Source organism: Streptomyces sp. NBC_00104, from assembly GCF_045160825.1.
GTDB lineage: Bacteria > Actinomycetota > Actinomycetes > Streptomycetales > Streptomycetaceae > Streptomyces.
In genome coordinates this window covers 10170853-10187888 of sequence record NZ_CP108215.1, presented here as the reverse complement: position 1 = coordinate 10187888, position 17036 = coordinate 10170853, and the positions used below count along the sequence as shown (strand labels likewise).

Genomic DNA, 17036 nt, shown 5'->3' with positions numbered 1-17036 from the left:
CTCGCGTACCACACGGCGCACGGGCAACACCGCCATTCACGCCAACGGCGGATGTCACCCGCCGGTGTGACGGCGCCCGGTGTCAGTCGCCGGCGTGGCGGCGGCGGATCGCTGTCGGGAGCACGAACCAGCACAGCAGGTACCACAGGAGCACGCATCCCACCAGCCAGGGCACGTACTCGTCGTGGGTGGCCACGCGCAGGATGAGCAGCAGCGCCGCCGTCATGGTGGCCAGCAGCAGGACCAGGCCGACGACGGTCAGCCGCCCCGCCCACTTCACGGCGGCCGGCTTGATGCGGCGTCCGGCGACGATCCGGTGGAAGGAGACGGGGCCGATCAGAGCCCCGGTGGCGGCGGCGCCGAGGACGACGGTGACGATGTAGATGGTCTTCTCGGTCTGCGCCAGGTCGTCGTAGCGCGGGGTGAAGACGACGGTGAGCAGGAAGCCGAACAGGATCTGCACACCGGTCTGGGCGACCCGCACCTCCTGGATGAGTTCGCTCCAGCGGCGGTCGGCACGCTCGTCCTCGGTCTCGTCCCGGCCTCTGCCCTGGCTGCCCTGCACCTCGGTCACGCATCCTCCCGGTTGGGTCGATGTTCCCTTCCCTCATTGGCGCTGTGCCCCCGATGACCAGGCACACACCCCCCTCGTTCACTCTCACGAGTGAATCCAGTTGGCGGATCGGTCACTTGTGTCAATTCCCGGCCTAGCGTGGCTGTGGTGACCGACTCTTCAGAAACGTCCCGCCGGGGGTTCCTCCTCGGCGCGGCCGTGCTCGCCCTCACCCCGCAGTTCGTCCGCCAGGACCCGGCCGCCGCAGCGGCCGAACTGCCCGGTTTCCCCTCGGACGTCGAGCTGTACAGGTCGGCGTACCGCAACTGGGGCGGGGAGATCACCGCCGCCGGGCTGTGGGCGTGCGCGCCCGCCGACGCGGACCAGGTGGTGGCGGTGGTCAACTGGGCCCGGCAGCAGGGCTGGACGGTCCGGGCACGCGGCCTCTCCCACGGCTGGTCGCCGCTCACCATCACCCCCGGTACCGGCTCCGGCGCCCCGGTGATGCTCGTCGACACGACCGCGCACCTCACCGGCGTGACTCTGGAGTCGACCGACCCCGCCGCCGTCCGCGTGGGCTCCGGCGCCACGCTGGAAGGGCTGCTGACCTTCCTGGAGGGCCATGGCCTCGGGGTGACGGCCTGCCCGGCTCCCGGGGACCTCTCGATCGGCGGCGCCCTCGCCGTCGACGCCCACGGCACGGCCGTACCGGCGGACGGGGAGACGCGGCCGCCCGGTCACACGTACGGCTCGCTCAGCAATCTCGTGCTGTCGCTGACGGCGGTGGTGTGGGACGCCGACAGCGGCGCGTACGTGCTGCGGACGTTCACGCGGGACGACGCGGACGGTGCCGCGCTGCTCACCCATGTCGGGCGGGCGCTGGTCACCGAGTTCGTACTGCGGGTGGGGGCGAACAGCAATCTGCGGTGCCTGAGCCGGACGGACATTCCCGCTGCGGAGTTGTTCGCCGCGCCCGGCGGCGACGGGCGTACCTTCGCGAGCTTCCTGGACGAGGCGGGGCGCCTGGAGGCGATCTGGTTCGCGTTCACCGAGTTCCCCTGGTTCAAGGTGTGGAGCGTCGAGCCGACCCGCCCGCCGGCCTCCCGCCGCGTGACCTCGCCGTACAACTATCCCTTCTCGGACAACGTGCCGACCGTCGTCGCCGACCTCGTCGGGCGGATGACGTCCGACGCCGCCTGGTATCTGGCCCCGGTGCTGGGCAACGCGCAGCTGACCACGGCCTCGCTGGGGCTGACGACCACGCTGTCTGCGGACATCTGGGGGCCGTCGAAGAACACGCTGCTCTACCTGAAGCCGACGACGCTGCGGGTGACGGCGAACGGGTACGCGGTGCTCACCTCGCGGGACCAGGTGCAGCGCGTGGTCTCCGAGTTCGCCGCGTTCTACCGCGAACGGCTCACCACGTACGCGGCCCAGGGGCGGTACCCCGTCAACGGCTCGGTCGAGATCCGGGTGACCGGGCTCGACGACCCCGCGGACGTCGGGGTGGCCGGCGCCCGTGCCCCGCTGCTGTCGGCGCTACGGCCCCGCGCCGACCGGCCCGCATGGGACACCGCCGTGTGGCTGGACGTGCTGACCCTGCCGGGAACACCGGACGCCGAGGCGTTCTTCCGCGAGCTGGAGCGGTTCCTGCTCACGACGTACGACGGTGGACATGCCCTCACCCGGGTCGAGTGGTCCAAGGGGTGGGCCTACACGGACGAGGCCGCCTGGAGCGACGAGGAGGTGCTCGGCACCGTCGTACCGGAGTCCTTCGACGACGGTGAGGGGCCGGGCTGGGACGGCGCGACGGAGATCCTGGACCGGCTCGATCCGCACCGGGTGTACGGCAACACCTTCCTCGACCGACTGTTCCCTTGAGCGAATCGGCTCCCTTGAGCGAATCGGCTCCCGACCCTCACCCTCACACCTTGCGCCAGCGCGCCATGGCGAAGGAGAACAGCCCGAACAGCATCAGCCCGAACGCGACGCACGCGAGGAGCGCCGGGCCGACGGGGGACTCGGCGAAGGAGCGAAGGGTGTCGTCGAGGCCCTTGGCCTCGTCCGGTTCGTACGCGATCGCGGCACGGACGGCGAAGACGCCGGCCGTCGCGAACACCAGGCCGCGCGCGACCCCGCCGGCCACACCCGTCACGTCGACGAGCCGGCGTGTCCGCCGGGACATCTCGCCGAACCTGAGGTGCTTGTGGTACGAGCGCATCGCGGCCCGTACGCCGATCCACCCGCCCGCGGCGATCACACCGACGCCCGCGGCGCCCACGAGCCACTGGCCGCCGGGGAGTTCGAGGGCCCGGGCCGTCACGTCCCGGGACTGCTCGTCGCTGGAACCGCCGCCCCCGCCGCCCTCACCCGCCGCGAAGGTCAGCACCGAGTAGGCGACGAAGGCGTAGAAGACGAAGCGCGCGGCGGACGCCAGGCGTTTGGTCCACTTGCGGCCGTCCTGGCCCGCCGCGCCGAACACGGCCTCCGACAGCCGCCACAGCGCCATGCCCACCAGGCCGATGCCCAGGGCCCACAGCATCACCGAACCCAGCGGCTTCTCGGAGATCTCCTCCAGCGCGCCCTGCCGGTCGGCCTGCTCCGAGCTCCCGCCGAAGGCGATCTGCAGGGCCAGCGCCCCGACCAGCAGATAGATGACGCCGCGCGCGGTCAGCCCGGCCCGGGCCGCGCCCTCCGTCACCGAACCCCGCGCGGCACGCCCGCGCCCCACCCCCAGAGTCGTCATCAGCCGCGCCCCTCCCGCCCCTCGACCCGCAGTTGGAGCTGAACTTCCTGGTCACCGGCGTCCACGCCCACCTGGCTGACGCTGTACGCCTCCTCCAGGGCCTCCCGCAGCAGCCGTACGGCCGGTGGACTGCCCTGGACCTCGACCGTGACGGGCGCGGACGGCGGCTCGGGGTGTTCCCCCGCGCCGGCGGCGACGGCCGCGGCCGTGTCGTACATCCCGGTCCACATCGTCGGCCGGTCGGTGCCGGTCTCGTGCGGCGGGTCGTCGGGGCTCCGGTCCGTCTCGAAGTGGGTGCGCAGACAGGCGAAGACACGTTCGGCGTCCTGGGCCGAGCAGTCGCAGAGCACGACCTCGACCTGGGACACGGGCAGACTGGGCAGGGTCACGAGCCTTCTCCCTCGTGTGAACGACAGGGTGCGGGTACCCCGGGTACCCCCATGGTGTGCCCGAAACGGGGTTCTCGCAGGTCGCGCCCGAGGGCACCCGGCCGATGGCGAAGCCCGCCCCGCCGCCCCGCCGCCCCGCCGCCCCGCCGCCCCGCCGCCCGGGAGCGTGGCCCGATCCGCCGGGGGCCGCACGGGCCGTGGGCTATGTTGAGTGCTCGTGGGAGACGAAGGAGGCACGCGGGTGCCATCGCCGCAGCAGGCACGTGCGCAGGCATCAGCGATCACGTCCGGACGGACCGCCCCGGAGACCGAGCAGTCGCCCACGTCCCGGCTCAGGGAACTGTTCGACGGCCCCCGGCTCTCCCCCGGGCAGCGGCGGATCGCCCAGTACCTGATCGAGCACATCACCGAGGCCGCGTTCCTGTCGATCACGGATCTCGCGGAGCGGGTCGGCGTGAGCCAGCCCTCGGTGACCCGGTTCGCCGCGGCCGTCGGCTTCAGCGGCTACCCCGCGCTGCGCGAGCGGCTCCAGGCCATCGCCCTCGCCACCCTCGGCAGCGCCCCGGGCATCTCCGCCGCGGACCGCAGCAACGAACTCCAGGCCGCCGTGGACGCCGAGATCGAGAACCTGGAGAACCTGCGGCGCGACTTCGCCGACCCCGACCAGGTGATCGAGATCGGCCGGGCCCTGTCCCGCTCGGCCCCGCTGACCGTCCTCGGCCTCAGGATCTCCGGAGCGCTCGCCGAGTACTTCGCGTACGCCGCCCGCCGTATCCATCCCGACGTCCGACTGGTGACCAAGGGCGGCACGGTCGCCTACGACGCCCTGCTGCAGTCCAGGGAGGCGGGCGGCACCTGGGTGCTGGCGTTCTCCATGCCCCGGCACGCGCAGGAGACCCTGACCGCACTGCGGGTCGCCCACGGTGCCGGGCTGAGGGTGGCCCTGGTCACCGACCTGGCGCTCGGGCCACTCGCGGACGAGGCCGACGCCGTCTTCGCCACCGGTACCGGCTCACGCCTGGTCTTCGACTCCTACGCCGCCCCCGTGATGATGTCCTCCGCCCTGCTCCAGGCCATGACCGACGCCGACCCCGAGCGCACCCAGGCCCGTCTGGAGGCGTACGAGCAGGTCTCGGAGCACCACCAGTTCTTCCTCCGGGACTGAGCCGGGAATGGGCCCGTTCTTCATGAATTTTTTCATGTTCTTGCAAACTCATCGGTATATATAAATACTGCTCCCGGATCGCGACCCGGTGGGATTCCGGATCGCGACGTCCACCCGGGTCCGTCCGCTCCTACCCGCAACGGCGCCCCGGGTGAGGCGGCCCCGGCCATCCCCTAGACCGGGGCCGCCCAGACTCCACACCCGCTGCACCCAATGGCGTCGATGCAAGACCGGAGCGTTGAACATGGCCCTCACCTCCTCGCCCCTCCGCACGGACTGGCCGTGTCAGGTCAAGACACCCGGCAGTTACGACTGGGAGAGGTCCGCGGCCAAGTGGCTGCGCGAGCTGGTGCCGGCCCGTTACGGCACCTACCCGGCGATGATGCGCCACCCCGTGCTGCTCGCCCGTCACGCCCAGATCCAGGTCCAGCACGAGATCCGGGTCGCCCGCACCGCCCTGCAGACCGCCCGCTCCGAGCTGCCCAGCCTCGGCATGTCCGAGTCGGTCATCGAGCACACCATCAAGATGTACGCCGCCGAGGTCATGCAGCTGAACCACATGGCCCGCTCCATCCGGGCCGTCAGCCAGGCCCTGGTGGACCACAACCTCGCCCGCGCCTCGAACTGACCCGGCGCCGCTCCCCGCGCGCCGCGGTACACGGCGCCTCCGGAGGGAAGACGATGGGCAGGGCACAGGCCGGGCACACCGCCCGGCCCTACTGAGGGGCGGACCGATGGATTCCTGGACATGGGGTGTGATCGTCGCGATCGCGCTGATCGCGGCCGCCGTCCTCGGCGTGGCCGTCTGGCTACTCCTACGGCTGGTCCGCACCCGGCGCGAACTGAACCGGGCCGGCCTGCCCACCGGCCCCAAGTGGGTCTTCTGGGGCGCCGTCCTCTATCTCGTCCTCCCGACCGACCTCGTACCGGACCCGGTCTACCTGGACGACATCGGCGTCCTCCTCCTGGCCCTCAAATCCATGCGCTCCGGCCGCCAGGACGCCCTGGCCGCCGAGCGGCAGGAGGGCACGGGAACCGCCCTGCGGGGATGAGACGTTGTCGGGCTGACGGTCACTGCGACGGACGGCACCGATGAGCGAGCTGACACCGGGGGGCAACCTCCCCCTGCCGAACGGCACCCTGACGATCAGGGTGCCGGGCCCCTTCGACCTGTCCGCCCTCATCACCGACGACACCGGCAAGGTCGGCGGCGACGCCGACTTCGTCTTCTACAACCAGCCCGCGGCCCCGGGCGCCCGCCTCATCGGCGACACCCTGACGGTGGACCCACCCCGACTCCGTCCCGGCGCGACCCGCCTCACCCTCGCGATCAGCCCGGCCGACCCGGACACGCCGTTGGGCCACCTGCCCGCCCCCACCCTGCTCGTCACAGCGCCCGCCGGCCGCACCGTCGCCCGCTTCACACCGCCGCGGCCCCAGCGCGAGACCGTACTGCTCCTGGCGGAGCTGTACCGCAGGGGCGGGGGCTGGAAGCTTCGGGCACTGGGCCAGGGCTACGCGGACGGCCTGGCGGGCGTCGCGAGGGACTTCGGCGTGGCGGTGCTGGAGGAAGAAGCGCCCACACCCGCGCCCCGACAGGGGCACGGGGAACCGCCGGACCGACAGGGGCACGGGGAACCGCCGGACCGGACCCCACCGGCCCGCACCGCGCGGACCGCCCCGCCCGCACCCGCCACGAACGGCTTCCTCGGCCTGGTCAACTCCACCCGCACCGCCGCGGGTTCCCCACCCGTCTCCCTCAACGCCCGGCTGTCGGCAGCGGCCCAGGCCCACGCCGCGGCGATGGCCGCACAGCGCCGACTCGCCTCGGAAGGCGGAGACGGCGTGTCCGTCTACCGACGCGTCACCACCGGCGGCTACGCCTATCTGACCATCGGCGAACACCTGGTCTCCGGCCCCCGCACCCCCGCCGAGTTCGTGGACTACTGCCTCTCCGACCGACAGGCCAGGCAGACCCTCTGCGAACCCACCTACAGCGAGACCGGCCTGGGCCACGCGACCGACCCCCGCTCAGGAACCGTGTTCTGGACGGCACTGTGGGCCCACCCCTTCTCCCCCGACGGCCTGCGCCGGACGGCCACGGAGGTCATCACCCTCACCAACGCCGAGCGTGCCGCCGCCGGACTGCCGCCGCTCGCCCCCGACCCCCTCCTCACCGACGCCGCCCAGGCGCACAGCGCCGACATGGTGGCGCGGGCCTTCTACGCGCACACCTCCCCCGACGGCAGCGAACCCTGGCACCGCGCGGCGGCGGCCGGCTCCACCCGGCGGTCCATCGGGGAGAACATCGCATGCGGCCAGCGTTCCGCCGCCGAGGTCGTGCGCGGCTGGATGAACAGCCCCGGGCACCGGGCGAACATCCTCAAACCCGGTTTCACCCATATAGGTATCGGCTTCGCCGGAGGCGGCGCGGCCGGCACGTACTGGACCCAGCTCTTCGGCGGCTGAAACCGATCCATCGGACTGTCCCTCTTTCGAGTCGCTCAACTCGCCTGCGCACCAGGCTACTTGACTCTCCGTGATCGCTCGACTCCAATGCAATCTGTCGATGACGGAAAGCAACGGGAGACGAATCAGATGGTTTCGAGAACGGTGGGCACGGGTGTGGCGACGCTGGGCGCGGTCGTGTTGTCCCTCCTGACGGTCCCCGCCCAGGCTGCCCCGGCCGCGGGCCCCGATACGGCCGGACTACGCAAAGTCCTGCGCACGGCGCTGTCGCAGGGGGCGCCGGGCGCGTTCGCCAGGATCGACGACAACGGCACGGTGCATCATCTGGCCGAAGGTGTCGCGGACCGGTCCACCAAGCGGGCCCTCGGCACCGGGGACCGCATCCGCGTCGGCAGCATCACCAAGACGTTCACGGCGGTGGTCCTGCTCCAGCTGGTCGACGAGGGCAAGATCAAGCTCGACTCCTCCGTCAACACGTATCTGCCGGGGCTGCTCCCCGACAAGCGGATCACCGTGCGCCATGTGCTCAGCCACCGCAGCGGGCTGTACGACTACGCCAACACCCTCTTCTCCCCCAGCGTGTCGGGCTTCGAGAAGGTGCGCAACAAGGTCTTCACCTACCGCCAGCTGATGGACCTGTCGCTCGCCGAGCCGCTCACCGGCAAGCCGGGCGCGGTCTACTCGTACTCGAACGCCAACTTCGTGGTCGCGGGCATGCTCATCGAGAAGCTCACCAAGAAGTTGGTGGCGACCGAGTACCAGAACCGGATCATCAAGCCGCTGAAGCTGGCCGACACGTTCTACGTCCACCCGAAGAACACGATCCCCGGCAAGCACTCCCGCGGCTACATGACCGCCGACTCCACCGGGAAGAAGATCGACTCGACGCTGCAGACGACGTCGTGGGCGCAGAGCGCGGGGGCCCTGGTGTCCAGCGCCAAGGACCTGAACAAGTTCATGGCCGCGCTGGTGCAGGGGAGGCTCACCTCGGCCGCCCAGCTGAAGCAGATGCTGAAGTGGACGCCGGTGAACAGCACCCAGGCGTACGGCCTGGGACTGCGCCGGCGTGATCTGTCGTGCGGCGTCTCGGTGTACGGGCACACGGGGACCGTGCAGGGCTATTACACCTGGGCGTTCACCTCGAAGAGCGGCAAGCGCAGCGTGACGTCGTTCGCCAACACGTCCAACAACAGCACGGTGTACACGACCGTCAACCGCACGCTGGAGTCCACGTTCTGCGGCTGACGGCCTGACGGGGCGAGGCCTGGGTCCGTTCAGTGGGCCGGGCCCGCGGGAACCGCTCACCGTCGGCTGATGCTGCCGCCGCCGTGGGCGCGGCCGAGGGTGTGGAGGTGTTCCAGGGCGTCCAGGACGACGGTCCGGTCGTACCAGGCCAGCCACTCGCCGACTTCGGCGCCCACGACGCTCAACGCCTTGGTCTGAGCGCGTGTCAGCCCCTGCGTCGGACGTTCGAAGTGGGCCGAGACCATGCCCACGCACAGTCCGGAGGGGGTGGTCAGCGGCACGCTGTGGCAGGCGCGGCTGCCCGCCCTGAGGATCGCCGCGCGGGCGTCCTCGGTGAACACCGGGTCCGTCGCCACGTCCTGGACGGTGACCTGGGTGAGGTCCCGCGCGGCCTTGGCGCAGGACGTGCCCTCCTCGCCGACGTACGCGAAGAAGTCGACGAAGTCCGCCGTGTGTCCCGTGTGCCGCTCGATGCGCAGTCCGCCCTCGGCGCGGTCGGCGACCTGGACGTTGCCCATGCCGGTGCCGACCACGGCGAGGGTCTGGCTGAGGAGGGCGGTCAGGACCTGGCTCCGGTTACCGCGTCCGACACGGCGGTTGCGGGCCTCCTCGAAGCTGAGCGTCGGCTCCGCGTGCCGGGCCCGGCCGGGGAACCACAGGGCGCTCCGGCCGTCCGGACGCGGTGCGCTCACCGCCGCCTCGGCCAGGGTGCGCAGCTTGACGTTGTACTGCTGCGAGGCCCGCTGGAGCAGCGCGAACGCGGTCTCGGCGTCCGGCAGGACATAGCGCTCCCGCAGCATGCCCTGGGCCTGGGCGACCAGCGGCCGGCCCTCCATCCGGGTGCGCAGCTGCCGTACCTCCGCGCGCAGCCGCGCCAGTTCCTCCCGCACCGCCCCGCCCTCGTCGTGGGGCTCCGACCAGGACCTCTCTCTCATCGGGCACCTTCCGCCTTTCTCGCTCCGACCGACGCAGGGCTCGTCTGCCCGGTCTCGTCCCGAGTACGCCGGATGGGGTCTACCGTCGTGCGCATGCCCCTGACCTTCGACGACCTGCTGCACCGGGCCGCCTCCCTGGCCCGCCCCGGTCATCGCGCCCTCCTCGGGATCACCGGCGGCCCCGGCGCGGGGAAGACCACGCTGGCCGAGCGGCTGACCCGGGAACTCAACGGCGACGGCGAGCCCTGGGTCGCCCATGTCCCCATGGACGGCTTCCACCTCGCCGACGTCGAACTCGACCGCCTCGGCCGCAGGAGCCGCAAGGGCGCACCGGACACGTTCGACGCGGCGGGGTACGCGGCCCTGCTGGAGAGGCTGCGCGGCGACGAGGACGACGTCGTCTACGCGCCGGGGTTCGAACGCACCCTGGAGCAGCCCGTCGCGGGCTCGATCCCGGTTCCGCCGACCGCCCGTCTGGTCGTCACCGAGGGGAACTACCTCCTGGTGGACGCGGGCCTCTGGCCGCGCGTCCGCTCCCGCCTCGACGAGGTCTGGTTCTGCGAGCTCGACGAGAGGGAGCGCCTACGCCGGCTCGTCGCCCGCCACGAGGAGTTCGGCAAGGGACACGACGAGGCGGTCGCCTGGGTTCTCGGTACGGACCAGCGCAACGCCGACCTGGTGACGGCGACCAGGCGTCACGCGGACCTGGTGGTGCCGGAGTCGGCGATGCCGGCGGTGGATGCGGGGGCGTAGACGAAGCAGCCCGACGTCCGCGGGGATCGTCGGGCTGCCCGGGTAGGGCCGGTGGTCAGGTGCGGAGCATCAACGTCGCCTCGCCCCGCTCGTCGCCCGCCGGGTCCCCGACGAGAGCGGTGAACGCCTCCGTGTGGACTCGCCCTCGGGCGTGATGCGCGCGAGTGCCTGCTCGACGACATCGGCGAGGACCGCGTCGTACGCCTCCGATCAGCCCTTCATGCCCAGGGTGGTCATGGCATGGTTCGTCGGAGTCACACGACGGGGGCGGGCCTGCGGGCGCGCAGTGCGACGGTCAGTGTGTGCGGGCCGAGTCCACCGATGTAGACACGGTTCCCGGTCGTCGCATCGGTGCCGCCCACCACGGTGTGGTCCTGACCCGGGTCGTACCGCAGCACCTCGCTCCGGTCCGGCCCGGCGAGCGGTTCGCCCGCCTCGACGCCGGCCTCGACCAGGATCTCGTCGTCACCGACCCGGTAGGTCATCGGCCCGTTCGTCAGGCACCAGCGTCCGTCGCCGATCGGTACGGCGCCCTCTGGCACACCGCCCGGCCGGAAGGTCAGTTCGAGGGCCCAGGGCACCCGTGGTCCGCTGATGTCGATCCGCAGGTCGGCGCCGTCCTCCCGCAGGTCCACCTCGACGCGGGTCGTGTGGGAGACCTCGTCCCGAGGCCGGTCCGGGAAGGCCATCGAGGCCGAGAAGCGTCCGTCGTCCACCAGCCGGTAGACGCCGTCGTCCCGCCTCTCGTCCTTCGGGAGCGGCTGGTAGTAGGCGGCCGTGAGGGTTTCGGTGAGCCGGTACCGGTTGTCGGCGAGCTGTTCCATGTCGGCGGCGCGGAACGGGCCCATGTCGAAGAAGCCCCGCGAGAGACGGACCGCGTCGAGGACGGCGTCGCCGGCGAACAGGCGCAGGAAGGTGGGGTTGCAGGCGAGGCCCGAGCGGATGCGCCGGTGCTCGGGCACGTCGGAGCCGCCGTACACCACCGTGTGCGCGGTGGCCGAGGCGCGTGCGGCGAGGCGTGCGGTGGTGAGGTACCGGTCGCGCGGAAGGGTCTCCGCGGTCGGGGCCGGCAGGGCGCGGCACAGGTCCGGGGTGAGGAGGGTCTCGGCGAGCAGGTCGGGGTCGTCGATACCGCCGGCAGCCGCCAGCCGCGCCACCCGGGCGAAGTCGCCCCGGCCGGTGCGGATCGCGAGCAGCCGGTAGTGCGGCAGGTAGGGCGCCAGCGGGAACGGGTGGTACTGGTCCTGCCGTCGCGAGTGGACGGTCTCCACCGTGCCGTCCGGCCTGATCAGGTCCAGGGTCGTGGCGAGATTGCGTTCGACGGCGTACAGCAGGTCGGCGCGGCCGAGCACTTCGGCCAGCAGCAGCAGCGACGGGTTGGACACATGGGCCGCGTAGTTGGCGCTCCGTTCCGAGTACAGGCCCTCCGCGTCGATGTCGACGCCCTCGGCGAGCCACTCCTCGACGCGGTCGAGCAGCCGGTCGTCCGGGAACGACCGGTGCAGCCGGGCCAGCGCCGCGCACAGCTCCCAGCGGTGGTTCGGGGTGTGCACCCCGCCCGTCAGGAGGCTGCCGGAGGCGGCGCCTGCGATCTCGGCGAGCGCGGCCGTGACGTCGCGCAGTTCCGGGCCCGCGTCGGCGGCGAGGACGTACGCGTCGCACACGTCGTTGACGGTGAAGGCGGAGTCCGGCGGTGACTGCACGTTGTCGCCGCCGGCGAAGAGGCCGGTGGTGGTCTGCGTGGCCCGCAGGGCGCGGAGATGGGTCGTCGCGGCGGCGACGGCCTGCCCTCTGCCGTGCAGTGCCGAGTCCGGGGAACGGTAGGCCGCGACCAGGGTCTTGACCCGCCGCGCCAGACCACGGTGCGGCACACCGGCGGGTTCCTCGTCGGGGCGTGCCGCGAGCGGGGCGGCCTGCTGGTCGGCGGCGCGGGCCGCCGCGCGGACGAACTCGTGGTCGAGCGGGGTGGGCAAGGTCAGTCCTTCAGTCCGGCGTTGATGTCGGCGTTCATGACGTACTTCTGGAACACCAGGAAGACGACGATCAGCGGGACCATGGAGATGACCGATCCGCCGAGCAGCACCGACCAGTTGATGTTCTGCGCGCCGACGAGGCTCTGGATGCCGATCTGCACCGTGAACTTCTCCGGGTCGTTCAGCATCAGCAGCGGCCAGATGTAGTCGTTCCACCTCCACTGGAACGACAGGATGGCGAGCGTCAGCATGATGGGCCGGGAGAGCGGCACCATGATCCGCATGAAGATCGACAGCTCACGCGCGCCATCGATGCGGGCGGCCTCGATGAGCTCGTCGGGGACCGTCAGGAAGAACTGGCGGAACATGAAGCACCCGGTCGCGGTGAGCAGGGCCGGGAGGATGATGCCGGAGAGCGAGTTGTAGAGGCCGAGGTCGCGGACCACCAGGAACAGCGGGGCGAGCATGACCTCGGCCGGCAGCATCGTGGTGGCCAGGATGCAGAGGAAGAAGGCCTTGAGCCATTTGTTGTCGTACTTGGCCAGCGCGTACCCGGTGCAGCAGCTGACCCCCACCGTGAGGATCGTCGCGATCACGCACACGATGATCGTGTTGATGAAGTACCCGGAGAAGTTGGCGCTTGCCCACGCTTCCTTGTAACCCGACACGGTGGGGTCGTCCGGGAACAGCGTCAGCGGAAGGGAGAACAGGTCTCCCGCCGGCTTCAAGGAGCTGAGGACGAACCACAGCACCGGCAGCCCGTAGAGGCCCGCCAGGACCCACAGCAGAGTGGTCGGGGCGATCGCGCGCCGAAGCCCTCCGGTTGCCGAGCCACGGGGCCTCTTCTTGGAGACGGCCCGTACGGAGTCGGCGTCGACCTTGCGCGGCATGTCTGTGGTTGTCATCGGTTCTCCACCCGCCGGTTGACCATCATCTGGATGATCGCGACGGCCATCAGGATGAGCATGAGCACGAACGACGCGGCGCTCGCGTAGCCGATCTGGCCCGACTTGAACCCCGTCTGGTAGATGTACTGGACAAGCAGGTTGTTCGACGTTCCGGGTCCACCGTTGTTGAGGGAGGCGAAGACCGCGTACTCCTTCATCGCGTGGATCGTGTTGAGCAGGATGACGATGAAGGACGTGGGAGCGATGCTAGGCAGGGTGATGCTGATGAACTGGCGCCACGGACCGGCGCCGTCGAGCGCCGCCGCCTCGTAGTACGACGTCGGTACGTTCTTGATCGCCGCGATGAACAGCAGCATGGAGAAGCCCGTCCAGGCCCAGGCCGCCGCCACCACGACCACGAGCAGTGACAGGTCCGCGTTCGACTGCCAGGGAACGGCGCTTCCGCCGACCTTCTCTATGAAGTAGTTGACCAGTCCGAAGTTCTCACCGAACAGCCACCGCCACAGGACACCCACGATGATGGGCGACAGCAGCCACGGGATGAAGAAGAAGATGCGGGCGACCGACGCGCCCTTGGCGTGCTTGCTCACCAGCACGTTGGCGATGAGCAGCGACAACACGAAGTTCAGCGGGACGAAGAGCACGGTGTACAGCAGCGTGCGGGTCGTCGCGGAGTAGAAGGTCGAGTCCCCGAGCAGCTTCTGGTAGTTGTCCAGTCCGACGAACTGGAACGCCCCTACGCCCGTGTAGTTCGTGAAGGAGTAGACGAGCCCGATCACCGCCGGCCAGACGAAGAACAGCGCGAAGAGCACGACATTGCCCGTGATGAGGACGAGCGGTGCGAGGGTGTACTTGCTTCGTCTCCTGGGCGGGCTCACGGACACGTCCGAAGCGTCCGAGGCGCGTTTTGTCATCTTCCTGACTCCGTGCTGGTGGATTGGATCCTGGGGGCTCAGGCCATGGGCCCGGCATCACGTGGGTAGGGTCCGCGGGCCCGGGCGGCGGTGTCTCGACCCGCCGCCCGGGACTGTCGGCCTGTGATCAGCCGCCGACCTGCTGGTTGTAGCCGTCCACGATGTTCTGCAGGGCCTTGTCGGCCGACTGCTCGCCGTTGATCGCCTTGCCGAGCTCCGCCTTGGTCGGGTCGTCGGCGAGGCTCTTGCCCTTCAGCACCCAGTTCGTCTGCGCGCTGTTGAAGTAGCCGGAGATGGGGTCGTACAGCGGGATCGACTCGTTGTAGAGCTTGAACGCCGCCTGCGCCGCCTCGGACTCGAAGGGGTACTTCGGGGTCAGACCGCTCTCGACCGGCAGGAAGCCGGAGGCCTCGCACAGCGCCTGGTAGTGGTCGGGCTCGTACAGCCAGGACAGGAACTTCTGCGCGGCGGCGGCCGCGTCGGCGTTGTTGTTGAAGCCCACCGTCATGCCGCCGCTGTTGACGTCACTGGCCTGCACCGGCTGGGCGGGGGTCGGGACGCTCGCCCACTCGAACTTCGTGATGCTCTCCGCGTAGGCGGCGACCTGCCACACGCCGGACCAGTAGGCGACGACGTCACCGCTCTGGAACATGGCCGACGGGTCGGCGCCGCTGGTCCACACCGACTTCGGCATGGTCTTGTCGTCGTTCCATCCGACGAAGGTGTTCACGGCCTTCTTGGTCGCCGCGTCCACCGAGAACTTGCCGGAGTCGTCGGCGTGGACGTACTTCCCGCCCATCTCGTACACCATGGCGCGCAGCCGGGACGGCGACTGGTCGAAGGTCAGGGAGTACTTGGCCTTGGTCTTCTCCCGGACCTCGTTCGCCGCCTTGATGAACTCGTCCCAGGTCCAGGTCTTGTCGGGCGAGGTCGGGTAGTCGACGCCGGCCTTCTCGAAGAGCGACTTGTTGATGAACATGCCGGACGCGGTGACGTCCGAGGGGATGGACAGCACCTTCCCGGACGAGTCCTTGGCGACGAAGTTGGCGTTGATCTTGTTCGTCTTGTTGTTGGCGATGTCCTTGAGGTCGATCAGCTTGTTCGACCAGATCGGGTCCAGCGCCGGCACGGCCGCCACGTCGGGCAGCGAGTTCGCCTGCGCGGAGTTGCGCAGCTTCGTCGCGTAGCCGTCGTAGGGGATGTTGACGAGCTTGACCTTGACGCCCGTTTCCTTCTCGTACTGCGCCACCATCTTCTTCCAGCCCGCGTCCTGCCCCGGAACCGTGGAGATCCAGAACGTCAGCGACTTGGAGGTCCCGCCCGAGTCGGAGCCCCCTCCGCAGGCGGAGAGCAGCAGGGCACCTGCCGTGGCAACGGCAGCGAGGGGAGCCAGGCGGCGCATACCGCCGCGGCCGAGTCGGCGGGAACGCCGCACACCCACAGTGGTCATCTTCGATCCCTTTTTTTCGGTAGGGGACGGAGCACGGGGCCGACCGAGGCGGCACGGGTGCATTTTGCAGGAAAGCTGCTTTCCGGGGGGCACGGCCTCGCCCGACCGCGTCGTCCACGCGGGGCGGCATCCCCGGCCGTTCTGGCCGTCACCGCACGGGCACGCCCTCGTGCGGTTGCCGTACGTCGAGTACGGGCGGGAGGCTCGCCCCAAGTCGGCGTCCCGGCCGACTTAGAAAGCGCTTGTCCGGACATTGGCAGATGCCGGTGGAGTCCGTCAATGCTTCACCGCCGCCCCTGCGGTCACGGTTTGGATTCCCCGGGCCACGGCCAGCCGACTGGCCCCCACGACGGTGCCGCTGTCGCCGAGCGCGCTGCTCACGACCTCGGTCGGCCAGCTCAGCCGGGCCAGTTCGGCCCGTACGCCGGGCAGCAGCCGGGGCTCGGAGCCGACGGCGCCGCCCAGCACGATCAGGCCGGGATCCAGGACCGCGGTCGCCGCGGCGGCGAGTCTGCCCACGTCGGCGGCGTGCCGGCCGACGACCGCGCACGCCGTGGCGTGTCCGGCGTCGGCCAGCGCGAACAGCCCGTCGACGGTGTCGGGGCACGGGCCGTCCACGCCCTGCCAGGCGCCCGCCGCCCGACGCAGCAGGGAGCCCGCTCCTATGTGCGCCTCCAGGCCCTCGTGGCGCGGTTCCCGGTCCGCGTCCCACGGGTAGGGCAGCCGGGCCACCTCACCGGCGGCGCCGTTCGCGCCGCGCAGCACCTGGCCGCCGATGACGACACCGAGACCGATGCCGACACCGATCCGCAGATAGCCGAAGGTGTCCCGGCCCCGGGCGGCGCCCTCGTGCAGCTCGGCCAGTGCGGCGCAGTTCACGTTGTTCTCGACGTGGACGGGCACACCGGGCGGGAGCGCGACGGCCAGGGCGTCGAAGATGGGACCCGCCTTGGCGGTGGCGGGGCGCACGGCCGTGCCCTCCCGGCTCTGGATGGTGACGTCGCCGACGGCGACGACGATGGCGCGCAGCGGCGCGCCGGCCGACAGCCGCGCGAGGGCCTCCGTGACCACGTCGACGGTGTCCGCCCGCAGGCCGGTGCCCTCGGCGAGCAGGGTGCCGTCCAGGGCGCAGACCCGCACCCGGGTGACGCTGGGGCCGAGGTCGACGGCGAGTACGGCACCGGCGGCGAGCCCGAGGTCGTATACGGCCGCCGACCTGCCGGTTCCGCCGGAAATCGTGCCTGAGCGGGCGGCGAGACCGGCGGCCTCCAGTTCCGCCACGGCGGTGGAGACGGTCGGCTTGGAAAGCCGTGCCCCGGTGGCCAGTTGGGGGCGGGTGGCGGTCCTCGACGCGGCCAGTACTGCGAAGACAGCGCGGGCGCTCTCGCTCAGTTGCATGCTCTCCCCAGTCGTGCCGCGATCATCCGGCCGCACGGTCGTGCGGTATCCGGGTCCGAACCCTTGACGCACTCTTATTCGTTAGTTAATTTCCTAACGAAGTCAAGCGGTACTCGCCTACCGCACCCGCAGAGGCCC

16 protein-coding genes are annotated in these 17036 nt (G+C 70.7%); 7 read left to right on the top strand and 9 right to left on the bottom strand.

Annotated features, from left to right (window positions below; translation table 11 throughout):
* Positions 1-82: 82 nt before the first annotated feature.
* Positions 83-574 (bottom strand): DUF6328 family protein, encoded by a 492-nt coding sequence (locus tag OG272_RS44560; RefSeq protein ID WP_327726421.1) that lies wholly within the window; start codon positions 572-574, stop codon positions 83-85.
* A gap of 147 nt (positions 575-721) precedes the next feature.
* Between OG272_RS44560 and OG272_RS44555 the strand changes: the two genes are divergently transcribed.
* Positions 722-2434: a cholesterol oxidase substrate-binding domain-containing protein gene (locus OG272_RS44555; protein WP_327726422.1), complete on the top strand. Its 1713-nt coding sequence runs from the start codon at positions 722-724 to the stop codon at positions 2432-2434.
* A 43-nt stretch (positions 2435-2477) separates the two neighbouring features.
* Here OG272_RS44555 and OG272_RS44550 read toward each other — a convergent pair whose 3' ends face one another.
* Together OG272_RS44550 and OG272_RS44545 are read right to left on the bottom strand one after the other, a co-directional pair.
* A complete protein-coding gene (locus OG272_RS44550) occupies positions 2478-3299 on the bottom strand; it encodes a DUF1206 domain-containing protein (RefSeq protein ID WP_326574017.1) in 822 nt (273 codons plus the stop codon).
* On the bottom strand, positions 3299-3688 hold the full coding sequence (locus OG272_RS44545; protein WP_326574019.1) for a hypothetical protein: 390 nt from the start codon (positions 3686-3688) through the stop codon (positions 3299-3301). Before OG272_RS44545 ends, OG272_RS44550 begins: the two co-directional genes overlap by 1 nt.
* A gap of 241 nt (positions 3689-3929) precedes the next feature.
* Between OG272_RS44545 and OG272_RS44540 the strand changes: the two genes are divergently transcribed.
* From OG272_RS44540 to OG272_RS44520, 5 genes are all read left to right on the top strand, one after another.
* Positions 3930-4853 carry a MurR/RpiR family transcriptional regulator gene (locus OG272_RS44540; protein WP_327726423.1) on the top strand — a complete coding sequence of 308 codons (924 nt, stop codon included), beginning with the start codon at positions 3930-3932 and terminating at the stop codon, positions 4851-4853.
* A gap of 244 nt (positions 4854-5097) precedes the next feature.
* Positions 5098-5481, top strand: a complete 384-nt coding sequence (locus OG272_RS44535; protein WP_326574023.1) for a hypothetical protein — start codon at positions 5098-5100, stop codon at positions 5479-5481.
* A gap of 106 nt (positions 5482-5587) precedes the next feature.
* On the top strand, positions 5588-5905 hold the full coding sequence (locus OG272_RS44530) for a YkvA family protein (RefSeq protein ID WP_326574025.1): 318 nt from the start codon (positions 5588-5590) through the stop codon (positions 5903-5905).
* A gap of 40 nt (positions 5906-5945) precedes the next feature.
* Positions 5946-7322 (top strand): CAP domain-containing protein, encoded by a 1377-nt coding sequence (locus OG272_RS44525; RefSeq protein ID WP_327726424.1) that lies wholly within the window; start codon positions 5946-5948, stop codon positions 7320-7322.
* Between the two features lie 129 nt (positions 7323-7451).
* On the top strand, positions 7452-8567 hold the full coding sequence (locus tag OG272_RS44520; protein ID WP_405895888.1) for a serine hydrolase domain-containing protein: 1116 nt from the start codon (positions 7452-7454) through the stop codon (positions 8565-8567).
* Between the two features lie 56 nt (positions 8568-8623).
* Here OG272_RS44520 and OG272_RS44515 read toward each other — a convergent pair whose 3' ends face one another.
* A complete protein-coding gene (locus OG272_RS44515) occupies positions 8624-9502 on the bottom strand; it encodes an ANTAR domain-containing protein (protein ID WP_327726426.1) in 879 nt (292 codons plus the stop codon).
* 93 nt (positions 9503-9595) lie between these two features.
* Here OG272_RS44515 and OG272_RS44510 point away from each other — a divergent pair, with 93 nt between their 5' ends.
* A complete protein-coding gene (locus tag OG272_RS44510) occupies positions 9596-10255 on the top strand; it encodes a nucleoside/nucleotide kinase family protein (protein WP_405895887.1) in 660 nt (219 codons plus the stop codon).
* 254 nt (positions 10256-10509) lie between these two features.
* Here the strand turns inward: OG272_RS44510 and OG272_RS44505 are convergent, their stop codons facing one another.
* The 5 genes from OG272_RS44505 to OG272_RS44485 form a co-directional block, all read right to left on the bottom strand.
* Positions 10510-12228 (bottom strand): hypothetical protein, encoded by a 1719-nt coding sequence (locus OG272_RS44505; RefSeq protein WP_327726428.1) that lies wholly within the window; start codon positions 12226-12228, stop codon positions 10510-10512.
* 2 nt (positions 12229-12230) lie between these two features.
* A complete protein-coding gene (locus OG272_RS44500) occupies positions 12231-13133 on the bottom strand; it encodes a carbohydrate ABC transporter permease (protein WP_327726429.1) in 903 nt (300 codons plus the stop codon).
* Positions 13130-14050 (bottom strand): sugar ABC transporter permease, encoded by a 921-nt coding sequence (locus tag OG272_RS44495; RefSeq protein WP_327726430.1) that lies wholly within the window; start codon positions 14048-14050, stop codon positions 13130-13132. The genes OG272_RS44500 and OG272_RS44495 overlap by 4 nt, the downstream gene beginning before the upstream one ends.
* Positions 14051-14177: 127 nt before the next feature.
* A complete protein-coding gene (locus OG272_RS44490) occupies positions 14178-15500 on the bottom strand; it encodes an extracellular solute-binding protein (RefSeq protein WP_326574038.1) in 1323 nt (440 codons plus the stop codon).
* A gap of 276 nt (positions 15501-15776) precedes the next feature.
* Positions 15777-16898 carry an ROK family protein gene (locus OG272_RS44485; RefSeq protein WP_326574040.1) on the bottom strand — a complete coding sequence of 374 codons (1122 nt, stop codon included), beginning with the start codon at positions 16896-16898 and terminating at the stop codon, positions 15777-15779.
* Positions 16899-17036 lie beyond the last annotated feature (138 nt).

Bases quoted from the DNA above. Each gene is read 5' to 3' on its own strand.
- OG272_RS44520 (WP_405895888.1), top strand. From the start codon at position 7,452: ATGGTTTCGAGAACGGTGGGCACGGGTGTGGCGACGCTGGGCGCGGTC.
- OG272_RS44510 (WP_405895887.1), top strand. From the start codon at position 9,596: ATGCCCCTGACCTTCGACGACCTGCTGCACCGGGCCGCCTCCCTGGCC.
- OG272_RS44515 (WP_327726426.1), bottom strand. From the start codon at position 9,502: ATGAGAGAGAGGTCCTGGTCGGAGCCCCACGACGAGGGCGGGGCGGTG.
- OG272_RS44485 (WP_326574040.1), bottom strand. From the start codon at position 16,898: ATGCAACTGAGCGAGAGCGCCCGCGCTGTCTTCGCAGTACTGGCCGCG.
- OG272_RS44495 (WP_327726430.1), bottom strand. From the start codon at position 14,050: ATGACAAAACGCGCCTCGGACGCTTCGGACGTGTCCGTGAGCCCGCCC.
- OG272_RS44530 (WP_326574025.1), top strand. From the start codon at position 5,588: ATGGATTCCTGGACATGGGGTGTGATCGTCGCGATCGCGCTGATCGCG.
- OG272_RS44535 (WP_326574023.1), top strand. From the start codon at position 5,098: ATGGCCCTCACCTCCTCGCCCCTCCGCACGGACTGGCCGTGTCAGGTC.
- OG272_RS44550 (WP_326574017.1), bottom strand. From the start codon at position 3,299: ATGACGACTCTGGGGGTGGGGCGCGGGCGTGCCGCGCGGGGTTCGGTG.
- OG272_RS44500 (WP_327726429.1), bottom strand. From the start codon at position 13,133: ATGACAACCACAGACATGCCGCGCAAGGTCGACGCCGACTCCGTACGG.
- OG272_RS44490 (WP_326574038.1), bottom strand. From the start codon at position 15,500: ATGACCACTGTGGGTGTGCGGCGTTCCCGCCGACTCGGCCGCGGCGGT.
- OG272_RS44525 (WP_327726424.1), top strand. From the start codon at position 5,946: ATGAGCGAGCTGACACCGGGGGGCAACCTCCCCCTGCCGAACGGCACC.